The 20,300-nt window shown below is 69.7% G+C and carries 18 protein-coding genes and 1 pseudogene; 13 read left to right on the forward strand and 6 right to left on the reverse strand.

Annotated elements, in window-relative coordinates; all coding sequences use genetic code 11:
- Nucleotides 1-194: 194 nt before the first annotated feature.
- Nucleotides 195-689 (forward strand): transcription elongation factor GreA, encoded by a 495-nt coding sequence (gene greA, locus QE449_RS15240; protein WP_027503942.1) that lies wholly within the window; start codon nucleotides 195-197, stop codon nucleotides 687-689.
- Between the two features lie 144 nt (nucleotides 690-833).
- Nucleotides 834-1,556, forward strand: a complete 723-nt coding sequence (locus QE449_RS15245) for an FAD:protein FMN transferase (protein WP_222638199.1) — start codon at nucleotides 834-836, stop codon at nucleotides 1,554-1,556.
- On the opposite strand, the gene ilvA is transcribed toward QE449_RS15245, so the two are convergent.
- The 3 genes from ilvA to QE449_RS15260 all read right to left on the reverse strand — a co-directional run bounded on the left by ilvA (nucleotide 1,557) and on the right by QE449_RS15260 (nucleotide 5,451).
- Nucleotides 1,557-2,774 (reverse strand): threonine ammonia-lyase, encoded by a 1,218-nt coding sequence (ilvA, locus tag QE449_RS15250; protein WP_027503943.1) that lies wholly within the window; start codon nucleotides 2,772-2,774, stop codon nucleotides 1,557-1,559.
- A 55-nt stretch (nucleotides 2,775-2,829) separates the two neighbouring features.
- A complete protein-coding gene (locus tag QE449_RS15255) occupies nucleotides 2,830-4,002 on the reverse strand; it encodes a cystathionine gamma-synthase (protein ID WP_307109077.1) in 1,173 nt (390 codons plus the stop codon).
- A gap of 63 nt (nucleotides 4,003-4,065) precedes the next feature.
- The gene (locus QE449_RS15260) at nucleotides 4,066-5,451 is read right to left on the reverse strand and encodes a cystathionine beta-synthase (protein ID WP_027503945.1); all 1,386 of its coding nucleotides are present in this window, start codon (nucleotides 5,449-5,451) and stop codon (nucleotides 4,066-4,068) included.
- A gap of 118 nt (nucleotides 5,452-5,569) precedes the next feature.
- On the opposite strand from QE449_RS15260, the gene QE449_RS15265 reads away from it, so the two are divergent.
- Together QE449_RS15265 and QE449_RS15270 are read left to right on the forward strand one after the other, a co-directional pair.
- The gene (locus tag QE449_RS15265; protein WP_051613045.1) at nucleotides 5,570-6,544 is read left to right on the forward strand and encodes an SGNH/GDSL hydrolase family protein; all 975 of its coding nucleotides are present in this window, start codon (nucleotides 5,570-5,572) and stop codon (nucleotides 6,542-6,544) included.
- A 64-nt stretch (nucleotides 6,545-6,608) separates the two neighbouring features.
- Nucleotides 6,609-7,826: an acetyl-CoA C-acetyltransferase gene (locus tag QE449_RS15270; RefSeq protein WP_222638200.1), complete on the forward strand. Its 1,218-nt coding sequence runs from the start codon at nucleotides 6,609-6,611 to the stop codon at nucleotides 7,824-7,826.
- 78 nt (nucleotides 7,827-7,904) lie between these two features.
- Here QE449_RS15270 and QE449_RS15275 read toward each other — a convergent pair whose 3' ends face one another.
- The gene (locus QE449_RS15275; protein WP_027503947.1) at nucleotides 7,905-8,753 is read right to left on the reverse strand and encodes a Bax inhibitor-1/YccA family protein; all 849 of its coding nucleotides are present in this window, start codon (nucleotides 8,751-8,753) and stop codon (nucleotides 7,905-7,907) included.
- A gap of 200 nt (nucleotides 8,754-8,953) precedes the next feature.
- Here QE449_RS15275 and QE449_RS15280 point away from each other — a divergent pair, with 200 nt between their 5' ends.
- On the forward strand, nucleotides 8,954-9,409 hold the full coding sequence (locus QE449_RS15280; protein WP_222638201.1) for a hypothetical protein: 456 nt from the start codon (nucleotides 8,954-8,956) through the stop codon (nucleotides 9,407-9,409).
- A 39-nt stretch (nucleotides 9,410-9,448) separates the two neighbouring features.
- Here the strand turns inward: QE449_RS15280 and QE449_RS15285 are convergent, their stop codons facing one another.
- Nucleotides 9,449-10,570 carry a class I SAM-dependent methyltransferase gene (locus QE449_RS15285; RefSeq protein ID WP_222646082.1) on the reverse strand — a complete coding sequence of 374 codons (1,122 nt, stop codon included), beginning with the start codon at nucleotides 10,568-10,570 and terminating at the stop codon, nucleotides 9,449-9,451.
- Nucleotides 10,571-10,635: 65 nt separating this feature from the next.
- Between QE449_RS15285 and QE449_RS15290 the strand changes: the two are divergent.
- From QE449_RS15290 to QE449_RS15320, 7 genes and pseudogenes are all read left to right on the forward strand, one after another.
- Nucleotides 10,636-11,621, forward strand: a pseudogene (locus QE449_RS15290) (NAD-dependent epimerase/dehydratase family protein).
- 106 nt (nucleotides 11,622-11,727) lie between these two features.
- A complete protein-coding gene (locus QE449_RS15295; protein ID WP_037183888.1) occupies nucleotides 11,728-12,315 on the forward strand; it encodes a biotin transporter BioY in 588 nt (195 codons plus the stop codon).
- A gap of 1 nt (nucleotide 12,316) precedes the next feature.
- Nucleotides 12,317-13,447 (forward strand): thiolase family protein, encoded by a 1,131-nt coding sequence (locus tag QE449_RS15300; RefSeq protein WP_027503951.1) that lies wholly within the window; start codon nucleotides 12,317-12,319, stop codon nucleotides 13,445-13,447.
- Nucleotides 13,444-14,124, forward strand: coding sequence for an energy-coupling factor ABC transporter ATP-binding protein (locus QE449_RS15305; RefSeq protein WP_027503952.1), 681 nt, complete (start codon nucleotides 13,444-13,446; stop codon nucleotides 14,122-14,124). Before QE449_RS15300 ends, QE449_RS15305 begins: the two co-directional genes overlap by 4 nt.
- Nucleotides 14,121-14,738, forward strand: coding sequence for an energy-coupling factor transporter transmembrane protein EcfT (locus QE449_RS15310; protein ID WP_222627477.1), 618 nt, complete (start codon nucleotides 14,121-14,123; stop codon nucleotides 14,736-14,738). Before QE449_RS15305 ends, QE449_RS15310 begins: the two co-directional genes overlap by 4 nt.
- Nucleotides 14,735-16,144, forward strand: a complete 1,410-nt coding sequence (locus QE449_RS15315; RefSeq protein WP_307109078.1) for a class I adenylate-forming enzyme family protein — start codon at nucleotides 14,735-14,737, stop codon at nucleotides 16,142-16,144. Before QE449_RS15310 ends, QE449_RS15315 begins: the two co-directional genes overlap by 4 nt.
- 170 nt (nucleotides 16,145-16,314) lie before the next feature.
- Nucleotides 16,315-17,322, forward strand: coding sequence for a substrate-binding domain-containing protein (locus tag QE449_RS15320; protein ID WP_027503955.1), 1,008 nt, complete (start codon nucleotides 16,315-16,317; stop codon nucleotides 17,320-17,322).
- 80 nt (nucleotides 17,323-17,402) lie between these two features.
- Here the strand turns inward: QE449_RS15320 and QE449_RS15325 are convergent, their stop codons facing one another.
- Entirely contained in the window at nucleotides 17,403-18,755 is a 1,353-nt protein-coding gene (locus QE449_RS15325; RefSeq protein WP_222627478.1) for an MFS transporter, read from the reverse strand.
- A 138-nt stretch (nucleotides 18,756-18,893) separates the two neighbouring features.
- Between QE449_RS15325 and QE449_RS15330 the strand changes: the two genes are divergently transcribed.
- The gene (locus tag QE449_RS15330; RefSeq protein ID WP_222646087.1) at nucleotides 18,894-20,279 is read left to right on the forward strand and encodes an FAD-binding oxidoreductase; all 1,386 of its coding nucleotides are present in this window, start codon (nucleotides 18,894-18,896) and stop codon (nucleotides 20,277-20,279) included.
- The last annotated feature ends 21 nt before the right edge of the window (nucleotides 20,280-20,300 follow it).

Consider the following 20,300-nt stretch of genomic DNA (forward strand, 5'->3'; position numbering starts at 1 on the left):
CGGGCGTAACGCGAGCACTCGAGCCAAGGGCCGTTCGCATCGACCGCGTTCCACCCCGGCGGAACGCCCTGCTCGTGACGGAGCTCGCGCACCAGCGCGGGCTCTCTTTCACGTGTGGGCTCGGTGACACCACCGCACGCCGCCTACGAATACCGGAGCCGAACGGCTCTGAAGAACACGAGGGAGTGATCGAGATGAGCGAGACCCAGGTGACCTGGCTGACCCAGGAGTCGCACGACAGGCTCAAGGGCGAACTCGACCAGCTCATCGCCAACCGACCCGTCATCGCCGCGGAGATCAACGAGCGACGGGAAGAGGGCGACCTCAAGGAGAACGGTGGATACCACGCCGCCCGCGAGGAGCAGGGCCAGCAGGAGGCGCGTATCCGCCAGCTGCAGGAGCTGCTGAACAACGCCAAGGTCGGCGAGGCTCCCACCCAGTCGGGCGTCGCGCTCCCCGGGTCGGTCGTCAAGGTCTACTACGACGGTGACGAGTCCGATTCCGAGACGTTCCTCATCGCCACGCGTGAGGAGGGCGCACGGGACGGCAAGCTCGAGGTCTACTCCCCCAACTCGCCCCTCGGCGGCGCATTGATCGACGCCAAGGTAGGCGACACGCGCGAGTACTCGCTGCCCAACGGCAAGACCATGAAAGTCACGCTCGCGAGCGCGGAGCCGTACCACAACTGATCTCGCACAACGCATGTCGTTCGGCCCCGCACGTTCGCGTACGGGGCCGAACTGCGTTTCCCATCCGTGTGGCCGCCGGGCTCGAAGCCCTGGTGTAACAGGCACGCGCTCGCCGAGCGATGAACGCCATGGAGGTGCCACCAGATGAGTCTCGCCACGAAGGCATTCGCAGGGTTCGACATCGACGACCGCCACGTGCGGGTGGTCGTCACCGACGCGGCCGTGATCACCGATGCGGCAGCCGCGGCGCGCACCGCCCTGGACACGTGGCTCGACATCGTCTCGCTCACCCGTGCGGACTCCGAACTGCAGCGACTGAACCGCTCCTTCGGCCGGACCGTGCGCGTCTCCCCTGCTCTGGCGGACCAGGTGCGACACGCCCTCGCCGCCGCGGACCTGACGGCCGGCGCCGTCGATCCGCTCCGCAGCTCGGGCACGGACACTCACGAGGCCATCGAGGTCGACGGTCTCGGCGTGCGCCTTCCCGGCTGGGCCACAGTCGATCTGGACGCGACAGCGCTCGCCGTGGTCGTGGAGCGCATCGCCGCGACGATCGCACGCCGCTTCGCCTGCGGGGCACTGGTGTCGGTGTCGGGTGCGAACTCGACCGACACCGACATTGCCGTCGCCGGGCCGGAACCCGTTCGTGGATGGCAGATCTCGGTGATCGACGGCTCGGCGGAACGCCTCGTTCCGATCGCCTCGGGAACCACGATGGTGACCACCACGGGCACCACCACGGCCACGGTGGCCGCGTCCTCCCCCGTGGTGGCAGCCGCGCTGTCGCGCGCCGCGGCAGCGGGCGCCGACGCGCTGGTCGATCGCGCCGCCGACCACGCCTCCGCCGCGGTCTTCATCGCCGCCTGATCACTCCTGAACTTCGGCCTCGTATCCTGCGGCCGCGAGACCCGACAGCACGGCGGCGCGGTGATCCGGGCCCCGGGTCTCCAGGGTCATCATGATCTCGACCTCGTCCATCGCCAGCCGCCCTGCCGTGCGCGCGTGCACCACGTCGACCACACTCGCGGCCGTGTCGCGTGCCACGCCGAGCACCCCCACCAGGCCACCCGGGCGGTCGGGGATGACGATGCGCACCGTCAGATAGCGACCCGCCGCTCGCAACCCGTGCGCGACGACGTGTGTCAGCAGGAGCGGATCGATGTTGCCGCCGGACAGGACAGCGACGATCGGGCCGTCACCGTGGAACTGTTCGGGATGGTCCATGAGCGCAGCGACGGCAGCCGCTCCGGCGGCTTCGACGATGAGTTTGGCGCGCTCCATACACAGCAGCAGTGCCCGCGACAGCGCGTCCTCGCTGACGGTGATCACGCGGTCCACCATCTCGGTGACGTGTGCGAAGGGCACCGCCCCGGGACGCCCCACGGCGATGCCGTCGGCCATCGTCGACATCCGTTCGGCGGAGATCGGCATACCGGCCTCGAGCGATCCGGGCCACGCGGCTGCCTGTTCCGCTTGCACCCCGACGATGCGAATGTCCTTGCCGCTCAACGCGACGGCAGCGGCGATGCCGGCGACGAGACCGCCGCCGCCGGTCGGCACCACGATGGTGCCCACATCGGGCATCTGATCCAGGATCTCGACACCGACGGTGGCCTGGCCCGCGACCACGTCGATGTGATCGAACGGGTGGATCAGCACCGCGCCGGTCTCGTCGGCGAAGGCCATGGCCGCCAGGAGAGCCTCGTCGATGGTGGTGCCCACCTGGTGAATGGTGGCCCCGTACGCCTTGGTGGCCACCAACTTCGGCAGCGGCGCACCGTTCGGCATGAACACCGTCGACGCGGCCCCGAGTTCCGACGCCGCCCACGCGACGCCCTGCGCGTGATTGCCGGCACTGGCCGCGACCACCCCACGAGCGCGCTCCTCGTCGGTCAGACCCGCGATGCGGTTGTACGCACCCCGCGGCTTGAACGATCCGGTGCGCTGCAGGTTCTCGCACTTGAGCCACACCTGGCGGTCGGTGCGATCGGACAGGACACGGGACGCCACGAGGGGTGTGCGGCGCATGACCGGGGCGAGCAGCGCGGTGGCGCGGTCCAGCCGGTCGGCGGTGAGGAGATCCATGGCTGGAACCCTAAACCCGAATGCCCCTAGGCGAGCGCCTGTTCGCCGTCGAGCGTCAGGCGAGCGCCTGTTCTATGTCGCCCACCAGGTCGGCGGCGTCCTCGATGCCGACGGACAGGCGCACCAGGTCGTCCGGCACCTCGAGCAGCGAGCCGGCGGTGGAGGCGTGGGTCATGGCGCCGGGATGCTCGATCAACGACTCGACGCCGCCCAACGACTCGGCGAGAGTGAAAATCTCGGTGCGCGCGCAGAGGTCCAGCGCCGCCTGGCGGCCACCCTTCAGACGGACCGACACCATGCCGCCGAACCGACGCATCTGCTTGGCGGCGACGGCGTGGGACGGGTGGCTCTCGGATCCCGGGTAGATGACCGAGGAGACGGCGGGGTGACCCGTCAGCAGCTCGACGATCTTCTCGGCGTTGTCGCTGTGCCGCTCCATGCGCAGGGCGAGCGTCTTGATGCCGCGCAGTGTCAGGAACGCGTCGAACGGTCCGGGAACACCGCCGGCGCCGTTCTGCAGGAAGGCGAACGACGCGTCCAGTTCCTCGTCGTTGCACACGAGGGCGCCGCCGACGACGTCGGAGTGTCCACCGATGTACTTGGTCGTCGAGTGCAGCACCACGTCGGCGCCGAGCGTGAGGGGCTGCTGCAGGTACGGCGACGCGAACGTGTTGTCGACGACGATCTTCGCGCCCGCCTCGTGTGCGACGCCCGACAGAGCCTCGATGTCGCCGACGTTGAGCAGCGGATTGGTGGGCGTCTCGACCCAGACCAGCTTCGTGTCGGGGCGAATGGCCTCGCGCACGGCGTCGGCGTCCGACACCGCGGCCACCGAGTACTCGATGCCCCACTGGGTGAACACCTTGTCGATGAGCCGGAAGGTGCCGCCGTACGCGTCGTTCGGGATCACGAGGTGGTCGCCCGGGCGCAGCGACGCCCGCAGGAGGGCGTCCGTCGCGGCCATGCCCGAGGAGAACGCGCGACCGTAGTGGCCGTTCTCGAGGGCTGCCAGGTTGGCCTCGAGCGGACGCCGGGTCGGGTTGCCGGTGCGGGCGTACTCGAACCCGCTGCGCATACCACCCACACCGTCCTGGGCGAAGGTGGAGCTCGCGTAGATCGGGACGTTGACCGCACCGGTCAGCGGGTCGGGCTCGTACCCGGCGTGCACCGCGCGAGTGGAGAACCCCTGCCAGGACGTCGTGTCGGACTTGCTGCGCTGCTCACTCATGCGCACCAGCCTAACGAGCGGGCAGGCCGGAGGCCGGTCGGGATGGGTCAGTAGTTCCGTGTGTCAGGACGCGGTGGTGACGAATCCGAGGAGATCGTGGCGGGTGATGACGCCGACCGGCTTGCCGTCGTCGACGACCATGACGGCGTCGGTGTCGCCGAGCGTCTTCGTCGCGGCCGAGACCGGCTCACCGGCACCGATGAGCGGGAACGGCGCACTCATGTGCGTCTTCACGGCGTCGGACAGGTTCGCCCGGCCCTCGAACACGGCACTGAGCAGATCGCGCTCGCTGACACTGCCCGCGACCTCGCCCGCCATGACCGGCGGCTCGGCGCCGACGACCGGCATCTGGGAGACGCCGTACTCGCGCAGGATCTCGATGGCGTCGCGCAGCGTCTCGGACGGGTGCGTGTGCACGAGGTCGGGCAGTGCGCCGGACTTGCCGCGCAGCACGTCACCGACGGTGGGCTCGGCGGTGCCGCCGTCGAGCCGGGTGCGCAGGAAGCCGTAGGAGCTCATCCACTTGTCGTTGAAGATCTTGCCGAGGTAGCCGCGACCACCGTCGGGCAGCAGGACGACGACGAGGGCGTCCGGGCCCTCGCGCTCGGCCACCTGCAGCGCGGCGACCATGGCCATACCGCAGGATCCGCCGACCAGCAGGCCCTCCTCGCGGGCCAGGCGACGCGTCATCTCGAACGAGTCGGCGTCGGACACGGCGATGATCTCGTCCGGGATCGACGGGTCGTACGCGCTGGGCCAGAAGTCCTCGCCCACGCCCTCGACGAGGTACGGCCGGCCGGTCCCGCCCGAGTAGACGGAACCCTCGGGATCGGCACCGATGATCTTCACCGCACCGCCCGACATCTCCTTGAGGTAGCGACCGGTTCCGGTGATGGTGCCGCCGGTACCGACGCCGGCGACGAAGTGCGTGATCTTGCCGTCCGTGTCGTTCCAGATCTCGGGTCCGGTGGTCTCGTAGTGGCTCTGCGGACCACCCGGATTGGCGTACTGGTTGGGCTTCCAGGCACCGTCGATCTCGCGCACGAGGCGGTCCGAGACGCTGTAGTAGCTGTCCGGATCCTCGGGGGCGACCGCGGTGGGGCACACGACGACCTGCGCGCCGTAGGCACGTAGAACGTTGCGCTTGTCCTCGCCGACCTTGTCGGGGCACACGAAGACGCACTTGTAGCCGCGCTGCTGTGCGACGAGGGCCAGGCCGACTCCGGTGTTGCCGGAGGTGGGCTCGACGATGGTGCCGCCGGGCTTGAGTTCACCGGACGCCTCGGCCGCCTCGATCATCTTGACGGCGATGCGGTCCTTCGAACTGCCACCGGGATTGAGGTACTCCACCTTGGCGGCGAGGAGTGCGGACCCGGGGGCGACGACGGTGTTCAGCTTCACCAGCGGGGTGTTGCCGATGAGGTCGACGACGCTGTTTGCAATGCGCATGCGTCCATCCTCCCAGATGTCCGGCCGGACACCCACCGAGCCTGGTCGCGCTGCGGCGATCGCACTGCACGGCACCACCGTCGGCGCACCTAGAATCGGACAGGTGAACGGAGGTGCGATGCAGCAGGGCGGCTCGGGTCGCGGTGGGTGGCGACAGGCAGCGGTGGCGGGAGCCGCCACCGTCGTCGCGGGATCCGGCGCGGGAACGCTGTCCTGGGCCGCGTACCGGCACCTGCTGGCGCAGGCGGCCGCTGCCCGGACCGTGATCGGCCGCAGCACGGACCGGCCGCCCGAGGCCGACGGTGTGTACGCCCCGGGTGCGCGCGTCCCGCAGCGGTGGCGCCCCGGCGTGCAGTCCGACCTGCACCTGATGATCTTCGGCGACTCGACGGCGGCCGGCATGGGCTGCGTCGTCGCGGACGAGGTGCCGGGCGTGCTGATCGCGCGGGGTCTCGCCGACGAGAGCGGGAAGCGGATCCGTTTGAGCACCAAGGCCATTCCCGGCGCGACATCCAAGGGACTCGAGGGTCAGGTCGATGCGATGCTGGTCGCCCACCACGACCGGCCCGACGCTGCCGTCGTCTTCATCGGCGCCAACGACGTCACCAAGAAGCATGCGGTGGCGGCCTCGGCCGAGCGTCTGCGTACCGCGGTGCGTCGCCTGCGGGCGGAGGGCACCGTCGTGGTCGTCGGAACGTGCCCGGATCTCGGTGTCGTCACCGCCATCCCGCAGCCGCTCCGCGCTGTCGTGCGGACGTGGGGCCACCGACTCGCGCGGGCTCAGACGTCGGCGACGCTCGCCGCCGGCGGCCACCCCGTCGCGCTGGCGGATCTGCTCGCCCCGGAGTTCCTCGCGGCACCGGAGCGGATGTTCTCGGCCGACCGTTTCCATCCGTCCGCGGCCGGATACGAACTCGCTGCCCAGCAGATCCTGCCCGTGCTGGCGGCCGCGCTGGGCGAATGGGCGGGCGGCCCCCTGCCGACGCTGCCCACGGTGTCGGACGTCGCCGAGCAGCGTCGCCTCGTCTCCCGCCTCACCGCCTCGGCCAACCGCCACGTGTCGCGGCTACGGCCGCGAGACGCCCTGCAGTGACCGGGGGCCCACCGGACGAGAGTTACCCTCCAGTCATATCGTCGCCAACCCCAGGAGTCCTCCCATGCCAGAAGCAGTGATCGTGTCCGTGGCCCGTTCGCCCATCGGGCGCGCGATGAAGGGGTCGCTCGTGAGCATGCGTCCCGACGACCTCGCAGCGCAGATGGTCAAGGCAGCCCTCGACAAGGTGCCCGCCCTCGACCCCACCATGATCGACGACCTCCTCATGGGGTGCGGTCTGCCCGGCGGCGAGCAGGGCTTCAACATCGGCCGCAACGTCGCCATCCAGCTCGGCTACGACTTCCTCCCCGGCACCACCATCACCCGCTACTGTTCCTCGTCGCTGCAGACCACCCGCATGGCACTGCACGCCATCAAGGCCGGCGAGGGCGACGTGTTCATCTCCGCCGGAGTCGAGACCGTCTCCCGCTTCGTCAAGGGCAACTCCGACTCCTACCCGGACACCCAGAACCCCATCTACGCCGACGCCCAGGCCCGCACCGAGAAGATCGCCGAGGGTGGCCAGACCTGGTCCGACCCCCGCGAGAACGGCAACCTCCCCGACGCCTACATCGCGATGGGCCAGACCGCGGAGAACGTCGCCCAGCTCACCGGCATCAGCCGTGAGGAGCAGGACCACTGGGGCGTCCGCAGCCAGAACCGCGCCGAGGAAGCCATCGCCAAGGGCCACTTCGAGAACGAGATCACCCCGGTCACGCTGCCCGACGGCACCGTCGTCAGCACCGACGACGGCCCCCGCGCCGGCACCACCTACGAGAAGATCTCGCAGCTCAAGCCGGTCTTCCGCCCGGACGGCACCATCACCGCCGGCAACGCCTGCCCGCTGAACGACGGCGCCGCGGCACTGGTGATCATGTCCGACACCAAGGCCAAGGAGCTTGGGCTGACCCCGCTCGCCCGCGTCGTGTCCACCGGCGTCTCGGGCCTCTCGCCCGAGATCATGGGCCTCGGCCCCATCGAGGCCTCAAAGAAGGCGCTCGCGCTCGCCGGCAAGACCATCGACGACATCGACCTGGTCGAGATCAACGAAGCCTTCGCCGTCCAGGTGATCGGCTCCGCACGGGAATTGAAGATCGACGAGGACAAGCTCAACGTCTCCGGCGGCGCCATCGCCCTCGGACACCCCTTCGGCATGACCGGTGCCCGCATCACCGCGACCCTGCTCAACAACCTGCGCGCCCACGACAAGCAGTTCGGTCTCGAGACCATGTGCGTCGGCGGCGGACAGGGCATGGCCATGGTGCTCGAGCGCCTCAGCTGAGTCGGTCTCGTACAGCAGACAGCCCCCGCCCTCCGAGAGGAGGACGGGGGCTGTCGGCTGTGACGACTACCGCTGGAACTAGTCGTTGTTGAAGTAGCTCAGCAGTCGCAGGATCTCGACGTACAGCCAGACGAGGGTGATGGTCAGACCGAGCGCGACGCCCCAGGCAGCTTTCTCCGGTGCCTGGGCACGGATCAGCTGGTCGGCCTGGTCGAAGTCCAGCAGGAAGCTGAACGCTGCGAGGCCGATGCAGACGAGACTGAAGATGATGGCGATCGGTCCGCCGTCGCGCAGACCGAAACCGCCGTCCATGAAGAAGCTGGCGATCAGGTTGCCGAGCATCAGTACGACCACGCCGATGAGGGCGCCGACGATCATGCGGGTCAAGCGAGGAGTCACGCGGATCGCGCCGGTCTTGTAGACGATCAGCATGCCGAAGAACACGCCGAACGTACCGAGCACAGCCTGCACGATGAGCGAGCTGCCGTTGCTCACGCCGAACATCGGACCGGTGAAGAGGAGCGACAGGGCACCGAGGAACACGCCCTCGAAGGCCGCGTACGCGAGCACCAGGGGCGCGCTGTCCATCTTGCGGCCGAACGTCGCCACGAGGACGAGGACGAAGCCGATGAGTCCGCCGCCGATGACGAACATCGGGGCCAGGCCGGGGTTGTTGCTCGCGAGCACGTAGGACGCGATGGCGAACACCGTCAGGACACCGAGGGTGGTGGCCGTCTTGGTGACGACGTCGTCGATCGTCATCGCACGCTGCTGCGGACCGGTCTGGTACGGCTGCGGCTGTCCCTGCGGGGAGCCGTACTGCTGGGTGACCGCACCGGCACCGGCGGCGGCCGAACCGAAGGAGGCATATCCGCCTCCCGCCTGCTTGGGCAGATTGCGGAACACCGGGTTGCTGGAAGTGCGCACCGTGTCTCATCCCTTTCGTGTGGTGGAGCCTGTGTATCTCTCAACGTTCGGATGCGACGGAAAAGTTCCCATCGGACAAAACGGACTGTACCGGGCGGACGTCGCCGTTCCCCCAGCGCAGTACCGCATCAGTACACACGGTCGGCGCACGTTTGTCCGCTCACGTTTGTCGCTCGGGCGATCCGGGCACCTTCTTCCTCATGAGCATCGAAGACGGACCCGGAGACACGCTGGACCAGAGTGAGAGTCTCGACTCGGACGAGATCCGAGGCACGGACGACGTCGACGACGTGGTCACCCCGCCGGACTCGTGGACCGAGGCCGACAAGTTCGGCACCACCGAACGCGAGGCGCGTGAGGGTGAGAGCCTCGACCAGAAGCTGGCCGAGGAAGTCCCCGACGTCCCGCTCGAGGAGGAGCTCGACGTTCCGGTCGCGGCGACACCCGACGACGATCTGACCGAGGAGCTCGTCGACCGCATCATCGACAGCGACGACGAGAACGACTACATCGCGGACGCCACGGAGGACGACGGCACCGACGGCGCCGCCGTGAAGGACGCGGACGTGGTGGACGGAGTCGTGGTGGAGAACTCCGCGACGCACCGCGGCCAGATCGACGGTACCCCCGAGGACGCGGGCTCCTACTTCGACTGAGTCACGTCCGCCTGACTTGTGCGGCCGACACATTCACCGTCACCTGATCGACCGGGTGACGGTGAATTTGTCGTTGCGGCCCATCACCTCCGTCGGCCCGACCATGCGCGCGAGCATGGAGCGGAACCGCAGGTGTGAGTTGTGCACCGCCCACAGTTCGCCGCCGGGGCGCAGGACGGTCCGCGCGGCCGCGAACAGTTTCTCCGCTCCCCCGGTGTGCACGGCCGCGTTCTCGTGGAACGGTGGATTGCACAGGATCACGTCGGCGCTCGCGGGCGCCTCCGACGCCATGGCGTCGTCCCGACGCGCCGTGACCCGCACGCCGGACGCCTCCGCCGTGGCCGCCGCCGAGGCCACCGCCGCGGCCGAGCGGTCTGTGGCGACCACCTCCGCGTCCGGCCGCAGGCGCGCGGCGAGGACCGCGAGAATGCCGGTCCCGCACCCCAGATCGACGATGCGGCGCGCGTCGGGCGACATCCGGTCGAGGAACGTGCACAGGTACCGGGTGCCGATGTCCAGCCGGTCCCCGGAGAAGACGGCACCGTGGGCGACCACGGTGAGGTCCAGATCGGCGAGAACGGTCGACACGGGGTACGTCGCGCTCTCGCGAGGCAGCGGCCCGGTCGCCACCAACCCGCGGGACTTCTGCGCCGCGCGGGTGGCCGCCACGTCGGTGAAGTTCGCGGCGAGCACGTCGTTCATCGACCGACTCATGTGTTTGAGTCGACCCGCCGAGATGACGCGGACCGACGGATCCGCCCAGCGGGCAACGGCTTCGGCGATCTCGGTGAGCTCGGCGAGGGCGCGGGGAAGCTGCAGCAGCACCACGGTCGCACCGTCGAGCAACTCTCGGTCCAACGCGTGGCTCGTGTAGACGTCGCCGAGGCCGAGCGCGCCGGCGTTGCGGGCCAGCGCGAGCTCGGAGGTGAGGGGATCCTGGTGCACGCGAATGCCGGTGAGGCCGTGCGCAGCGGCGGTCCCGAGGGTCAGCGCGCCGTACCGGTCGCCGATCACCGCGACCGACCCGGGCTCGGCGGTGGAGGTCGACTCCGCGGCCTCGGCCAGGATCAACCGGTCGGAGGCGTCGACGGCGTGGAGATTGGGCGCCTCGGCATCGGGTGAGCGACGGAGCGCGCCGAGAACATGGTCCGGATCCTGCATCGTCGCAGTCTCTCACTCCCACCGAACCTTGCTTGAATCCCGACGTCAGCGGGCATCATCGACCCATGGGACTCACAGTGGCAGTGACAGGTCCGACCGGCGAGATCGGCATGTCGGCGGTGGACGCGCTCGAGCGCGATCCGGCCGTGGACCGCATCCTCGGCATGGCGCGACGACCGTTCGACGTGGACGAGCACGGCTGGACGAAGACGGAGTACCGGCAGGGCGACATACTCGATCGTGAGGCGGTGGACGCCTTCGTCGCCGAGGCGGATGTCGTGGTGCACCTCGCCTTCCTCATCATGGGATCGCGTGCCGAGAGTTCACGGATCAACCTGGCCGGGACTCGCACCGTCTTCGAGGCGACGGTGGCCGCCGCGCGGCCGACACGGCTCGTCTACACCTCGTCCGTCGCCGCGTACGGCTATCACTCGGACAACCGGGTGCCGCTGACCGAGGACACGCCGACGCGCGGATCGAAGGAGCACACTACTACTCCGAGCAGAAGGCCGAACTCGAGGAGGTCCTCGACGAGGTCACCGCGGGATCGGACCTCGAGGTGTACGTCCTGCGGCCGTGCATCGTCGCCGGCCCGAAAGCGCCCGCCCTGGCCGACTCCATGCCGTGGCGCTCGATCGCCGCCCAGCTCCCCGCACCATTGGGGGCCGTGGTCGGCGCGGTGCGTCCGGTGTTCCCCGACCCGGGACACCCGCTGCAACTGGTGCACCACGACGACGTGGCGACGGCCATCGCGCTCGCCGCGACCACGGACGCACCTCCCGGCCCGTACAACATCGCGGGCGACGGGGTGGTGTCCCTGTCGCAGGTGGCGGCCGCGCTGGGCGCCTTCCCGGTGCGGGTGCCGTCCCTCCTCGGGTCTGCGGCGTCGGCGGTGATCCGCACCCTCCCGTTCGTCCCGTCGATGGTGGAGTGGGTGCACGTGGGACGGACGTCCGTCGTCATGGACACCTCGAAGGCCAAGCGCGACCTCGGGTGGCATCCCGCGCACAGCAGCTCCGCCACTCTGAACGCCCTCGTCGCGTCGCTGTGACACGACGGGGAGTTGCACCGGGTACGAGCACCCCACTAGCGTGACTCCGCGCACTTGAACACCGTTCAAGTGGTCCTCGCTCACGCCACGCACAGGAGTCCCGACCGTGTCCCCTCGTTTCTCGGCTCGTGACCTCGCTCAGGTCGCCGTCTTCGCGGCACTGATCGCGGCACTCGGCCTTCCCGGCTCCATCACGGTCGGCATCAGCGGTGTGCCCATCACCCTGCAGACCCTCGGCGTCATCGCCGCGGGCGCGGTTCTCGGCGCCCGCAAGGGTGCGGCCGCGGTACTGGTCCTGCTCGCACTCGTCGCGATCGGCCTCCCGTTGCTCGCCGGCGGACGCGGCGGTCTCGGCGTCTTCGCGGCCCCCAGCGTCGGGTACCTCGTCGGATGGGTCGTGGGCGCCTTCGTCATCGGCGCGCTCACGCGGCTGATCGTCCCGTCCTACCCGCTGTGGGCCGGTCTGCTCGTCAACGCCGTGGGCGGCATCGCCGTCATCTACGTCTTCGGCGTCCTCGGCCTCCTGCTGCGCACCGACCTCGGCGTAGGGGCGGCCATCGCGTCCACGGGCGCCTACGTTCCCGGCGACGCGGTCAAGGTCGTCGTCGCGACCGTCGTCGCGAAGGGCGTGCACCGCGCCTACCCCGGTCTCGTCGCGCCGCGGCGTCGCGCGACCGTCGGGTCCGCCGCCTGACATGGTGCGCTCGTCCCCGCGCGATCCGATCCTGCTGGCGGGACGGCGGACGGCGATCGGCACGGCGGGGCATGCGTTCGCCGACCTGACGGCCGCCGACCTCGCGGCACCCGTCCTCGCCGACGTCGCTCGCCGGGTGCACCATCTCGGCCGCATCGACGACGTCGTCCTGGGCAACTGCCTCGGTCCCGGCGGCGACCTCGCTCGGGTCGCCGCGCTGCAGGCCGGTCTCGGTCACCACGTTCCCGGCGTGACGGTCGACCGCCAGTGCGGCTCGGGCCTCGACGCCGTGGCCCTGGCCTCGTCCCGTGTCCGCGCGGGTGACGACGCCCTGATTCTCGCGGGGGGAGTCGAATCGGCGAGCACGGCGCCGTGGCGTTTCCACGCCCCGGTCGGCGACGGGGGTCCGCAGCGGTACACGCGCGCACCGTTCACCCCGCGCGGTCACCCCGACCCCGACATGGGCACGGCCGCGGACGATCTCGCCCGCACGCTCGGCATCGACCGGGAGCGACAGGACGCGTACGCCGAACGCTCGCACCGACTCGCCTCGCAGACGGACTTCTCGGCGGAGATCGTCACCGTCGCCGGGATCGATCGGGACGAGCGGGTGCGCAGCGGACTCACCACGGCGCGTCTGAGCAGGCTGCGTCCGGCGTTCTCCCCCGACGGCACCGCCACCGCGGGCAACTCGTGCGGCATCTCCGACGGCGCGGCCGTGCTCGCCGTGACGACCGCGGACCGGGCCGACGGCCCTGCCCTGCGTGTACTCGGCTGGGCCGTCGCCGGGACGGATCCCGCGCTCCCCGGACTGTCCCCCGTGCCCGCGGTCCGCGCCGTCCTCGACCGCTGCGGAGTGGACCTGTCCGACGTCGGGATCGTCGAGATCACCGAGGCCTTCGCCTCGGTGGCCCTGGCGGCCGTCGACCGGCTGGGCATCGATCCGGACATCGTGTGCCCGCACGGAGGGGCCATCGCGCTCGGACACCCGTGGGGCGCCTCCGGAGCGATTCTCCTCGTCCGGTTGGCTGAGCAGATGGCCACGACCGACTCCCCCGCTCTCGGTCTTGCGGTCTGCGCCATCGGCGGTGGTCAGGGCATCGCCATGCTCGTGGAACGAGTCGGAGCATGAGCGTGATCCGGTTCGATCACGTCTCGCACGGATACGGCGATCGGCCCGTGCTGCGCGACATCGATCTCGAGATCACCGAACACCGCGTCGGCATCGTCGGATCCAACGGCTCCGGGAAGTCGACCCTGGCCCGCATGATCAACGGTCTGGTGTCGCCGAGTTCCGGCACCGTCACCGTCGACGGTCTGAACGTCGCGCGCAAGGGTGGCCAGGTGCGACGGAAGGTCGGGTTCGTGTTCACGGACCCGGACAACCAGATCGTGATGCCGACCGTCGCCGAAGATCTGGCGTTCTCGCTGCGCCGCACCGGAGCGTCGAAGGACGAGGTGGCGGACCGCGTCGCCGACATGCTCGACCGTTTCGGGCTGGCCGGTCACGCCGATCATCCCGCGCACCTGTTGTCCGGCGGACAGAAACAGATGCTGGCGATCGGCGCAGTGCTGATCCGCCGACCCGAGGTCCTGGTGGCCGACGAACCCACCACGCTTCTCGATCTCCGCAACTCCCGCAAGGTCGGCGCGGTGTTCGACACTCTCGAGCAGCAGGTCGTCGTGGTGACACATCACCTCGATCTCCTGACGAACTTCGATCGCGTCATCGTGATCCACGACGCTCGGGTCGCCCACGACGGACGGCCCGCCGACGCCCTGCCCGCGTACGAGGCGCTGCTCGAATGATCGGCCTCTACCGACCCGGTCACTCGCTCCTGCACCGACTTCCGGCCGGGTGGAAGCTTCTGCTGCTCATGGTCGGCGTCATCGCGGTCATCGCCCTCGTTCGCCGACCGGTCGACGTCGCGGTCGCTGCCGGCGTGGTTGCCGTTCTCTTCGGGATCGGGGGCATCGGCCCGCGGACCGCACTCGCGCAGATCCGGCCGCTCTTCTGGATGATCGCGATCATCGCGGTGTTCCAGGTGATCATCACGACCCCGGCCCGCGCCGTGGTCGTGTGCGGGATTCTCGTCGTCACGGTGGCCGCGGCGAGTCTGGTCACCCTCACCACCCGGGTGACCGCGATGCTCGACGTGTGCGGCAGGGTCCTGGAACCGTTGCGGCGCTTCGGCGTCGACCCCGACCGCATCGGACTGCTGCTGGCACTGACGATCCGGCTCGTCCCCGTCCTCACCGGCATCGTGCACGAGGTCTCCGACGCACGGAAGGCCCGCGGACTGCAGTGGTCGATGACCGCGCTGGCGACACCCGTGGTGGTCCGCGCGCTGCGGACCGCGGATGCGCTGGGAGACAGCCTCGTCGCCCGCGGTGTGGACGACGACCGGGACGATGACGCGTGATCGCGGACTCGATCGACGAGCGCATCGGTCGTCGCGCCCGGGACCGTCCGGACTCGCTCGCGGTCGTCGCCGCGGACGGCAGTCTCACCTATCGTGAGATGTGGGATCGGTCGGGACGCGTCGCCGCACGCCTGCTCGGTGCGGAGCGAGTGGCCGTACTCCCGGCGTCCGATCTCGGTTCCGTCGTCACGGTTCTCGGCGCGATCCGTGCAGGTTGCTCGCTCGTCCTCCTGCACCGCCACCTGCTTCCCGACCACCTCGCATCGGTTCTCGAGATCGGTCGCCCCGCTGCGGTGATCGCCACGGAGCGCGGGCGGACCCGGCTGCGTCGACTCGGCGTCACCGGCACGCTCACCTCGCCCGACGACCTCGCCGCCGCGCCCGCGGTCCCCCTCCCGGCACCGGACGAGGCCGGAGAACTGCTGGCGGGGTTGACTTCCGGCACGTCGGGCACCCCCAAGCTCTTCGTCCGCTCGCGGCGGTCGTGGTCGCGCACGCTCGATCGGTCCGACGAGGAGTTCACCGTGGACCGGCACTCCCGGGTGGCCGCACCGGGCGTCCTGGACCACACCCACTTCCTCTACGGACTGGTGCACGCGCTCACGCGAGGTGCTGCCGTGGACCTACGACCCCTCGAGTCGTGGTCCTCCGCGGGAGATGTCGACCCGACGCACGTCTACACCGTGCCCACCCTCGCACACGACATCGCCGTGTCCACCCGACCCGGGCTGGCGCAGGTCCGAGAAGTGTTGTCCTCGGGTGCTTTCTGGCCGCGCTCCGGTCGCGACGCCCTGTCCGCTCGCGTTCCCGGCGCTCGGCTCGTGCACTTCTACGGAGCCTCGGAACTGTCGTTGGTGGCCGTGGACTCCTCCACCGAACCGGTTCCCGACGGCTCCGCCGGGCGGCTCGTCTCGGGTGTCCGCACGAGAACTGTGGACGGCGTCGTCAGCGTGCACAGCGACATGCTGTTCGACGGATACCTGACCCACCCCGACCACGCGGAACCGTCCGACGGGCCCGTGAACGGGTGGACGAGCGTGGGCGATCGGGGCGAGATCCACGGCGGGTGGCTGTTTCTCGCGGGCCGCAGTTCCGACACCATCGTGCGCGGCGGCCTCAAGGTGGAGCCACTCGATGTGGAGACCGCCCTGCGGGGGTTTCCCGGCGTGCTCGACGCGGCGTGTATGGGCGAGCCGGATCCGAGGATGGGGCACGTCCCGGTCGCGGCGATCACGGTCTCGGAGCCGGTCGACCGCACCGCTCTGCGGCGTCATCTGCGGGCGCACCTCGAGGCACCGGCGATGCCCACCCGCGTGGTCACGGTAACCGCGCTCCCCCGCACGGCCCGCGGCAAGCTCGACCGCCCGGCCGTCCTGGCGATGATCGCGACCGGACCTCGATCCTGACGGCTCGCTGTGCTGCGGACGTATTGTCCGAACAAACTATTGACTTCCCTTGTGATGTGGATTACACATATGTCGGGCCGCGACCGAAGAGGTCACCGGCTCGATCCATTCCAGTCGTACCCAGTATGTCGCCGCGTTGTTCTCTCGTCGGCGTTCGAGAAAGAGACCGAATGACACGTCATTTCACCCGTCGGGGCACTGCTGTCGCTCTCGGCGTGGCACTGAGCGTCAGCCTGGCAGCGGGCTGCTCCAGTTCGGGCGGCGCACCGGAGTCCTCCGGTGACGGCGGCGGCAACGCCGGCACGGCCGACACCCCGCGCGCCACGATCGCGATGATCACGCACGAGGTTCCCGGTGACACGTTCTGGGACCTCATCCGCAAGGGCGCCGAGGCGGCTGCGGCCAAGGACAACATCGAGCTGCGCTACTCGGCCGATCCCGAGGCACCGAACCAGGCCAACCTGGTGCAGAGCGCCATCGACTCCGACGTCGACGGCATCGCGGTCACACTGGCCAAGCCCGACGCCATGGCACCCGCCGTCGAGGCCGCCACGGCCGCCGGCATCCCGGTCGTCGCCTTCAACTCCGGCTACGACGCGTGGAAGGACCAGGGCGTCCAGCAGTACTTCGGCCAGGACGAGACCATCGCCGGCCAGGCCGTCGGTGCGCGTCTGACCACCGAGGGTGCGAAGAAGACCCTCTGCATCATCCAGGAGCAGGGCCAGGTCGCCCTCGAATCCCGTTGCGCGGGTGTGACGCAGGGCTTCACCGGCGGTTCCACCGAGATCCTGAACGTCAACAGCAAGGACATGCCGTCCGTCGAGGCCACCATCACGGCCAAGCTGCAGCAGGATCCGACCATCGACCACATCGTCGCCCTGGGCGCTCCCATCGCGCTGACCGCGGTGCAGTCCAAGGCGAACGCCAACTCCGAGGCCACGGTGGTCACCTTCGACACCAACGCCGCACTCGTCGAGGCCATCCAGAGCGGCGACGTCGCGTGGGCCGTCGATCAGCAGCCGTACCTCCAGGGCTACCTGGCCGTCGACTCGCTGTGGCTGTACCTGAACAACGGCAACACCATCGGTGGCGGCACGCCCGTTCTGACCGGCCCGGCCTTCATCGACTCGACGAACATCGACGCGATCGCCGAGTACGCCAAGGGCGGCACTCGCTAGCCTCCACGCACACGAGATCCGGTGCAGAGATCCGCGTTCACCGCGGATCTCTGCACCGGATTCGTCGTCGTGGGGTCAGGTCAGGTCAGGTCGTTGTTCTTCGTCTCCACCAGTGCTCGCGTGCAGATCAGACTGAGCACCGACAGGAGCGCCAGCATGACGCCCACGGCGATGCTGCCGAACTGCGCCGTCAACGGAGCCGCCAGCAGCGGTGGGATCGCACCGCCGAGCACGCCCGCCAGGTTGTAGCCGAGACCGGCACCGGTGTAGCGGAACCGGGTCCGGAACAGCTCCGGGAGCAGCGCACCGGTGGGGCCGTAGGCGATACCGAAGATGGACAGGGTCACGCACATCGCGATCACGTACGCCGTACTCGATCCCGTGTCGAGGATCGGGAACAGGGCGAGCGACCAGGGAACGGCCGCCGCGCAGGACACCATGATGACGCGGCGCCGACCCACCCGATCCGAGAACGTCGCCGACAGCGCGATGGTGATGCCGAAGATCACCGCACCGACGATGCCGGTCCACAGCACGAACGGCCGGTCGAAGCCGAGGGTCTTCGTGCCGTAGCTCGTGAGATACGCGGTGCCCATGTAGAACAGCGAGAACAGCGACGCCAGCGCACCGGCCGCGAGCAGCACCTCGCGCTTCTGCACGTGCCACGCCTCGAGCACCGGGAGCCGGGTGGGAGCGGACGGCGTGGTCGCGGCGGCGGCCTGATCGGCCTTGAACACCGGCGTCTCCTCGATCGCGAGGCGCATGTAGAGACCGATCAGCACCAGCACGGCGCTGAAGAGGAACGGGATGCGCCACCCGTAGTTCAGGAACGTGTCGTTGGTGTCGCCGAACACGGCGCCGGTCACCAGGAACGTCGCGCTGGAGAGGATGAAGGCGGCGGCCGGACCGAGCTGCGGGAACATGCCGTAGAAGCCGCGCCGCTTCGCCGGTGCGTACTCGGCGGTCAGCAGCGTCGCTCCCGCCCATTCGCCGCCGACGGCGAACCCCTGCCCGAACCGCAGCACCACCAGGATGATCGGTGCGGCGACGCCGATGGTCGCGGCACCGGGGAGCAGCCCGATGACGAAGGTGGAGACACCCATCAGCAGCAGCGTCGAGATCAGCGTCTTCTTGCGGCCGATGCGGTCGCCGAAGTGACCGAACAGCACGGCTCCCGCGGGACGCGCGACGAAGGCGACGGCGAAGGTGGCGAACGAGGCGACGGTGCCGGCCGTCGATCCCAGTGCCGGGAAGAACACCGTCGGGAACACCAGCGCGGCCGCGGTGCCGTAGATGAAGAAGTCGTAGAACTCGATGGTCGTTCCGATGCCGCTGGCGACGGCCACCTTGCGGACGCTCGTGGCGGGCGGTGCCGCGACGGGTGGTGCCGAGGTGGCGCGCGCCGTCGCGTCGTCCGGCGAAACTGTGGTCATGGTTCTCCATCCGAGGTGAGGATCGTCCGAATCGTCGGACTCGGGAGGAACGTATGTGACCTGAACCACTCCCACCACCCTCCGAAGAGGGGGGCGGGATCCGGCGGGCGGGCGGTCGCCCGGCGCTACGCTCGACCGATGATCGTCGATGCCCTGCTCGCCGTACTCCCCGCCGATCGGGTGGTGGTCGATCCCGACGTCATGGCGTCCTACCAGCACGACGAGGCCGAGTGGGCGCCGTCCGCGACCCCTCTCGCGGTGGTGCGTCCGGCCACGGCCGACGAGGTCCAGGCGACGGTACGGGCGTGCCTCGACCACGGCACCGCCGTGGTGACGCGCGGCGCCGGGACAGGGCTCTCCGGCGGCGCGAACGCCACCGCGGGGTGCATCGTCCTCGCGCTCGACCGCATGACCGCGATCACCGAGATCGATCACCTCGAGCGGTACGCCGTCGTGCAACCGGGCGTGATCAACGACGATCTGCGCGCTGCCGTCGCGGAGGTCGGCCTCTGGTACCCACCGGATCCGGCGAGTTCGCCGTGGTCGACCATCGGCGGCAACGTCGCCACCAACGCCGGCGGCCTGTGCTGCGTGAAGTACGGCGTGACCCGCGACTACGTCATGGGCATGGAGGTGGTCACGGGCACCGGTGAGAAGGTCCGACTCGGCCGACGCACCGCGAAGGGCGTCGCGGGGTACGACCTCGCCGGACTGATGGTCGGCTCGGAAGGAACACTCGGCGTCATCACCGAGATCACCGTCAAACTGCGCCCCCTCCAGGACCCGCAACGCACCGTCGCCGGCTACTTCGACTCGATCGTCGACGCGGGCCGAGCGGTCGCCGCCGTCGCCGCCGCCGGGCTCACCCCCTGCGCTCTGGAACTGGTGGACAAGCAGTGCCTCCTCGCGGTGGACGCGTGGAAGAACATGGGACTGTCCGTCGACGCCGAAGTGGTGCTGCTCGGCCGCGTGGACACCCCCGGGCAGATCGGTGACCAGGAGGCGGAGAAAATGCTCGCCTGCTTCGACGAGGGCGGCGCCACCTGGTCGGCGGTGTCCACCGATCAGGAGGAGGCGGACGCGCTCTTCGCGGCGCGGCGCCTGGCCTACCCGGCCATGGAACGACTGGGCCCGGTGCTCACCGAGGACGTGTGCGTCCCCAAACGCCATGTGCCGGAGATGCTGTCGCGGATCGAGAAGATCGGCATCGCCCACGACGTCGTCATCGCCAACATCGCCCACGCCGGCGACGGCAACCTGCACCCACTGCTCATCACTCCCCCGGGCGACGACGCCGCCCGAGCACGCTCGCAGGCGGCGTTCGCCGAGATCATCGACGCCGCACTCGCCCTCGGCGGCACGGTCACCGGCGAGCACGGCGTCGGCCTGCTCAAGATGCACGGACTCGTCCAGGAACTCGATCCGGTGGTCCTCGCGATGCACCGCGCGGTCAAGGACGCACTCGATCCGCAGGGCATCCTCAACCCGGGCAAGGTGTTCGACCAGCTAGGCTCGCCCGTGTGACCGACACCCCCGCACGTCCCG

This window comes from Rhodococcus sp. SORGH_AS_0303, from assembly GCF_030819335.1.
Lineage (GTDB): Bacteria > Actinomycetota > Actinomycetes > Mycobacteriales > Mycobacteriaceae > Rhodococcoides.